This window comes from Pseudomonas sp. HMWF006 (assembly GCF_003061205.1).
Taxonomy (GTDB): domain Bacteria; phylum Pseudomonadota; class Gammaproteobacteria; order Pseudomonadales; family Pseudomonadaceae; genus Aquipseudomonas; species Aquipseudomonas monsensis.
Map to the genome: position 1 here is coordinate 1 of NZ_QAIU01000187.1, position 6,560 is coordinate 6,560.

The 6,560-nt window shown below is 63.3% G+C and carries 4 protein-coding genes and 2 pseudogenes; 3 read left to right on the plus strand and 3 right to left on the minus strand.

Annotated features, from left to right (window positions below):
* From DBR24_RS07370 to DBR24_RS07380, 3 genes and pseudogenes are all read right to left on the minus strand, one after another.
* Positions 1-84: pseudogene (locus DBR24_RS07370) on the minus strand (LysE family translocator); the annotation flags it as partial.
* 24 nt (positions 85-108) lie between these two features.
* Complete coding sequence (locus DBR24_RS07375) at positions 109-543, minus strand: NUDIX domain-containing protein (RefSeq protein WP_128614359.1); 435 nt, start codon at positions 541-543, stop codon at positions 109-111.
* Between the two features lie 71 nt (positions 544-614).
* Positions 615-1,973 carry an HD domain-containing phosphohydrolase gene (locus DBR24_RS07380; RefSeq protein WP_123466156.1) on the minus strand — a complete coding sequence of 453 codons (1,359 nt, stop codon included), beginning with the start codon at positions 1,971-1,973 and terminating at the stop codon, positions 615-617.
* Between the two features lie 254 nt (positions 1,974-2,227).
* On the opposite strand from DBR24_RS07380, the gene DBR24_RS07385 reads away from it, so the two are divergent.
* The 3 genes and pseudogenes from DBR24_RS07385 to DBR24_RS31670 all read left to right on the plus strand — a co-directional run.
* Positions 2,228-4,489, plus strand: coding sequence for an EAL domain-containing protein (locus tag DBR24_RS07385; protein WP_128614360.1), 2,262 nt, complete (start codon positions 2,228-2,230; stop codon positions 4,487-4,489).
* Positions 4,486-6,360 (plus strand): bifunctional diguanylate cyclase/phosphodiesterase, encoded by a 1,875-nt coding sequence (locus DBR24_RS07390; protein ID WP_128614361.1) that lies wholly within the window; start codon positions 4,486-4,488, stop codon positions 6,358-6,360. Before DBR24_RS07385 ends, DBR24_RS07390 begins: the two co-directional genes overlap by 4 nt.
* Positions 6,361-6,400: 40 nt before the next feature.
* A pseudogene (locus DBR24_RS31670) lies at positions 6,401-6,560 on the plus strand (cytochrome-c peroxidase); the annotation flags it as partial.

The window sequence follows — 6,560 nt, forward strand, 5'->3', positions numbered from 1 at the left end:
CAGGTAGATCATGTTCGGCCCCGGCGTCAGCACCATCAACAACGCGGCGGCGGCGAAGATCAGCAGGTCTTGAAGCGGGATCATGGGGGGCGTCCTTTGCGAAGAGGATCAGGCGATGGCGGTCAGCGAATCACGATAAAACGGCAGGATCAGGTCGCGTGTCAATGGCGCCAGTTCGACATCGCCGTCAGTGGCCGGGTCGATCCAGATCACCTCTTCGATTTCCGCCGCCGGCGTGACTTGAGCAGCAATGCTCAGCTGGAACAGCTCGGCTTGTACGGTAAAGCCCGGCTCGTTGGCAGCGGGCGCGGAAAACTGGCCAAGAAAGGACGCCTGCTCCCCAGTGATGCGCAATCCAAGCTCTTCTTCCAGCTCACGGGCCAGGGCCTGCAGCGGTGTTTCATGAGCCTCGATCTTGCCGCCCGGTTGCATGAAGGCACGGGTGTTGCGCTTGCGCACCAGCAACGTGCGACCGTCAGGGCCAAGCAACAGCGCGGCGGCGATGCGAATGAGGCGTGGGGATACAACGGATGCAGAGGTCATGGGGGCAGCCACCGGCGTGGAAAAACCGCAAGGATCCCATGTCCCGCCCACTGGCGTCATCTCGCCGAGGCTCATCCCTGTGCCTTGAGCGCCGCTTCCACCGCCTCGGGCACCTTGACGAAAATCTGGTATTTGCCCCCCTCCATCGCTTCGAAGGCGATCAGCTTTTCCACCAGCAAGCCGCTGAGTACCTTGCCGGCATTGAGCAGCAGCATGCCGTTATCGGCATTCAGGTTGCGCGCCAGAATCATGCCCTCCGCCAGGTCCCGTGTGGTCAGCACCTTGACCGCCGGATCAATCAGGGTGATGTCACTGAGGAACGCCGCGCACACCTGGATGAAATCTTCGACCAGGTCCGGGTCGTACAGGCGTCCGGCGTACTGACGCAGGTACAGCAGCGCTTCATCGGTGTTCATCTGCCGTTCGAGGATCAGTCCGCGCTGCAGTTCGACGAAGTCCACCGCCAGCTTCAGCAGGCGTGAACCGAACGGAATCGCCTCGCCCTTGAGCCGGTCGGGGAAGCCGCTGCCATCCCAGCGCTCCTGATGATGCAGGATCAGCCGCGCAGCATCCTTCATCGGGTCAAGGGTCATCAGCACCGATTCGCTCTGCTTCGGGTAGCTGCGATAACGGTCGCGGTCGGTGTGTCGCAACAGATCCGAAGGGGTGACCATCATCGTGTCGGACCAGCTCAGTTTGCCGACGTTGTACAGCGCCGCGGCCATCGCCAGGTCGCGGCTGACGGCCTCGTCCAGGCCATGGGTCTGACAGTAGCCGCGCACCAGTTCGATGATCTGCCGGTTGGTCTGTTTGGCCGGCGGCAGGCGCAGATTGGCCAGCAGCGAGAACACTTCGGTGCCGGTGACATAACTGTGCTTGAGCTCTTCGTAGGCCAGATCGAGCATGTCAGCGGTCTGCTGCAGTTCGGCGGTGCGCGCGGCCACGTGCTTTTCCAGGGTGCTGTTGAGTTGCCGCAGCTGATCGTTCTGCACCCGGGCCAGGCGTTCCAGGCGCTGGCGCTCGCGTTCGGAATGCTGGTGCTCCAGAGCCTGACGCAGGATCAACAACAACTCTTCGTCATTCCACGGTTTGCTGATGTAGCGGTGAATCTGCCCGTCGTTGATTGCCTTGATGATGGCCGTGGGGTCGGCATAACCGGTGAGCATGATGCGCACGGCGGCCGGATGGCGTTCGCGCACATGGGTCAGCAGCGAAGCACCGTCCATGTTGGGCATGCGCGCATCGCTCATCACCAGATCCACCGGTTGCTGCGCCAGAATCTCCAGCGCCTGGGCACCGCTGGTAGCCAGCAACAGATCATAGGGCTGGGTGCGCAACAGCCGGCGCAGGCTGTTGAGAATCGATTCCTCGTCATCGACCAGCAGCACCTTGGGGCGGTGGCTCGGCGTCGGGACGGTTGGCTCTTCCATGGCATGACCTCAAGTGAAACGGTGACGGTGATTGACCCTTGGGCCTACCGCCCCGCTGGCCCGCGTCTGAGTGCAAGGCTAGATGATTTTTCGCAGGCTTCACGCAAATTTTCGGCGTGGCTGCGCAAGCGAAGTGCCGCAGAGGCAACTATGCTTAACCACGTTGTACGGCTGCGGCGGCCGGCAAACAGGCCCGCGAAGAGGGAAAGGATGCTCCCGATGACGACAACACATGACCTGAAGGGCGGTGCGGCATGAACCTGCCACCGGCCCGGGTCAATCGTCGCGTGCTCATCGTCGATGACAGCCCGGCGATTCATGGCGACTTCGCCAAAATCCTCTGCCCCGCGATCGCCGTGGATAACGGTCTGGGCGCCACCGAAAACCTGCTGTTTGGCACGCCGTCCACGGCGCAGACCCCGTCATTCGAACTGGATTCGGCGTTTCAGGGCCGCGAAGCGCTGGACAAACTCGAAGCCGCGCTGGCGCAAAACCGCCCCTATGCGATGGCCTTCATCGACATGCGCATGCCGCCAGGCTGGGATGGCCTGGAAACCATCGAACGCCTGTGGCAAATCGACCCCAAGTTGCAGGTCGCGCTGTGCACCGCGTATTCCGACTACTCCTGGGAAGACATCGACCAGCGCCTGGCATTGAACGACCGCCTGCTGATTCTGAAAAAGCCTTTCGACGCCATCGAGATCCGCCAGATGGCCAGCGCCCTCACGGTCAAATGGCAAATGACCGAAGACGCCGAACTGAAACTGAGCCGGCTGGAACAGGCGGTTCAGGAGCGCACCCGGGAATTGTCCGACGCCAACATGATTGTGCAGAACAGCCCGACCATTCTGTACCGGTTGCGCGGCGACCCGTCATTCGCGCTGATGTACATCTCCCACAACATCACCCGGTACGGCCATGTCGCGGCCGATCTGGTGGGCTCGGCGAGCTGGGCCCAGACACTGATTCACCCGGATGATCAGGCCAGTGTCGATGCCGCCATGGCCCGGGTGCTGGATCGCCACGCCTCGGGGGCGTCGATCGAGTTTCGTCTGCGCACCGGCCAGGGCACCTGGCGCTGGGTGGAAAACCGCTACATCCCGGTGCGCGATCACGACGGTCGCCTGCTGGAAGTCGAAGGCATTATTCTGGACATCACCGAGCGCCGACTGGTCGAGGAGAAACTGGCCCTGCTGGCCCGCTCCGACGGCCTGACCGGACTGGCCAACCGCGCCACACTGATCGAACGTCTGCATCAGGCCTTTGCCGCCGCGCGTCGCGGCGCTGCGCCGTTCGCCGTGTTTTATCTGGACCTGGATCACTTCAAACGCATCAATGACACCCTCGGGCATCCGGTCGGTGATCTGCTGTTGCAGGAAGTCGCCCGGCGCATCAGGACCGGTGTGCGCGAAAACGATGTGGTAGCGCGCCTGGGAGGGGATGAGTTCGCGATCCTGCAAATGGACGTCAGCGACCCGACCCGGTCGGCCGCCATGGCGGCCAATCTGCGTGACAAGCTGCTGACGCCCTACCACCTGGCCGGCAATGCCCTGCACATTTCGGTGAGCATCGGCATCAGCAGCTACAGCGCCAGCAGCCTCGACGCCGACAGCCTGTTGAGCCAGGCCGACATGGCGCTGTACCGCGCCAAGGAAATGGGCCGCAACCAATATCACTTCCACTCCGAGGCGATTTCCCTGGAAGTTGCCGAGCGCATGGCCCTGGTCGGTGAATTGATGACCGCCCTGGAGGGCGATGAGTTGCAACTGCATTACGCGCCGGAGATGGACCTGCACAGCGGCAGGATTCTCGGCATGGAAGCGCAAGTCCTGTGGCAGCATCCGCGCCTCGGCCTGCTGCCGGCCAGCGCTTTCGTGCCGACAGCGGAGCGCACCGGCGCCATCATTCCCCTCGGGCGCTGGGTGCTGGACCGCGCCTGCCGGCAGATGCAGCAATGGCGCGACGAAGGTGTGGCGCCGCCGGTCATGGCGATCAAGCTCTCGCTGGCGCAACTCAAAAGCGGCCCCGAACTGATCTACGACGTGCTGCGCACCACCGCACGCTGGGAGCTGGCACCCTGGGATCTGCGCTTCGATGTCACCGAGGCGACACTGGCCCAGACCAAGTGGACGCACAACGATGTCCTGCCGCGCCTGCGTGAGTTGGGCGTAACCATCGCCATCGACGATTTCGGCACCGAATACTCCTCGTTCGATTACCTGAAGACCTACCGGGTCAACCACCTCAAACTCGCCCAGAGTTTCATCGACAGTGCCACTCAGGATGCAGCAGGCGCCAACGCCCTGCGCGCCATCGTCAATTTCGCCCGGGACCTGGACATCGGCATCATTGCCGAAGGTCAGCCGTCGGCGGATCAGCCTGTGGTGCCCCCCGTCGCCCCGCTGCCCAGCGCTCAGGGCCTGTATTTCAGCGCCGCGGTCAGCCCCGAGCAGGCGGGCCGCCTGCTCAGGGACGACCGCCAGCTAGCCCCGCCCGCGCAGGAGGACGAAGCATGAAGACAGCCTCGGCGCACACCAACCGGCGCATTCTGATCATCGACGACACCCCGGCGATTCACGACGACTTCCGCAAGATCCTTGCCCCGCAGGCGCAGGACGCGACCGATCTGAATCAGCTCGAGCAAGCGCTGTTCGGCACCCGCCCGTCGCCGCACCTGACCTTCCAGCTCGACTCCGCCTATCAGGGGCAGGAAGCGCTGGCCCTGGTCCGGCGCGCACTGATCGACGGCAGCCCCTACGCCCTGGCGTTCATCGACATGCGCATGCCGCCCGGCTGGGATGGCCTGGAAACCATCGAGCAGTTGTGGCGCGTCGATCCGAACCTGCAAATTGCCTTGTGCACTGCCTACAGCGACTACAGCTGGGAAGCGATGGCTGAACGGCTGGAGTTCGGCGACCAGTTGCTGATCCTGAAAAAGCCGTTCGACAGCCTGGAAATCCGCCAGATGGCCAACGCCCTGACATGGAAATGGCAATTGGCCCAGGACGCAGCCCTGAAGATGCTCGGCCTCGAACGCACCATCGAGGCGCGAGTGCATGAACTGCTGAAGGTCTCGCACCTGTTGCAATACGACAGCCTCACCGGCCTGCCCAACAGCACCCTGCTCGGTGATCGCCTGAGCCAGGCGCTGGCGGTCAGCCGGCGCCATGACAAACAGCTGGTGGTGATGTTTCTCGGCCTCGACCGCTTCAAGCGCATCAACAATGCCCTGGGTCATCCGGCGGGCGACGAAATGCTCAAGCGGGTCGGCCAGCAACTGTTGCTGTGCGTGCGCGAATCGGACTCGGTATTTCGTTACGGTTCCGACGAGTTCGTGGTGATCCTCAGTGACATCAACCACCCTCAGCAGACCCACGCCGTCGCCGAAAAAGTGCTGGCCGCCGTCCGCGTGCCGCAGATGATTGCCGGCCATGACGTCAGCGTCACCGCCAGCCTGGGCATCAGTGTCTACCCCGAGGACGGACCGGACGCCATCGAGCTGATCAAGAAGGCCGAGACCGCGATGCGCAACGTCAAGGAAACCGGCCCCAACGACATCGGTTTCTTCATCGAAGCCATGAACCTGCGCGCGCGCGAACAACACAGCATCGAGTCGGGCATTCGCCGGGCGTTGCAACAGCAGGAGTTCGTCCTGCACTACCAGCCGAAAGTCGATTTTCGCAGTGCCCGGGTGGTCGGGGCCGAGGCGTTGGTGCGCTGGCAGAAACCAGGTCATGGCTGGGTCTACCCGGCAGACTTCATCCCGGTGGCCGAGGACAGCGGACTGATCGTGCCGCTGAGCAAATGGGTGCTGGCCGAAGCCTGTCGGCAGACCCGGGCGTGGCAAGTCGCGGGCCTGCCGCCGATCCGCGTGTCGGTCAACACCTCGCCCATCGACTTCCGCCAGCGTGACTTCGTCGAAGGCGTCGAGCAGGTGCTGGCGCAGACTGGCCTGGGCCCTGAATGGCTGGAGCTGGAAATCACCGAAGGCGTGCTGATGCAGAACATCGACGCGACGATGACAGCGCTGGCGCGATTGAAAGCGCTGGGCACGCGGCTGGCCATTGATGACTTCGGCACGGGCTATTCGAGCCTGAGTTACCTGCGCCGGTTTCCCATTGATGTGCTGAAGATCGACCAATCGTTCATTCGCGGCCTGAGCGACAACCACAACGACGCCGCCCTCGTCAGCGCCATCATCAGTCTGGGCAAGACGCTGGGGCTGAATGTTATTGCCGAAGGCATCGAGACCGCCGGGCAACTGGCCTTTCTCAAGGCGCATCACTGCGAGGAAGGCCAAGGTTACTTTTTCAGCAAAGCCCTGCCGGCCGACGCGTTTGCGCGCTTGCTGGCCGGCACCGACCCCATGCCGTGGACGATTTCATGAGCCGCGCCAAACCGGCCCCGCGTCAGGGAGACGATTGCCGATGAGTATTCTTCAACACGCCCTGGCGTTGCTGCTGTGCGGATTCTGCGCCGGGATCGGTGCCGAGCCGCTGGACGAACCGCTCAAACCGTTGCCCGGTGTGCCGCAGCAGGATGCCCGGCGCGTGGAGCTCGGTCGGCGGTTGTTCCACGAGCCACGGT

Bases quoted from the DNA above. Each gene is read 5' to 3' on its own strand.
- DBR24_RS07375 (WP_128614359.1), bottom strand. From the start codon at position 543: ATGACCTCTGCATCCGTTGTATCCCCACGCCTCATTCGCATCGCCGCC.
- DBR24_RS07380 (WP_123466156.1), bottom strand. From the start codon at position 1,973: ATGGAAGAGCCAACCGTCCCGACGCCGAGCCACCGCCCCAAGGTGCTG.
- DBR24_RS07385 (WP_128614360.1), top strand. From the start codon at position 2,228: ATGAACCTGCCACCGGCCCGGGTCAATCGTCGCGTGCTCATCGTCGAT.
- DBR24_RS07390 (WP_128614361.1), top strand. From the start codon at position 4,486: ATGAAGACAGCCTCGGCGCACACCAACCGGCGCATTCTGATCATCGAC.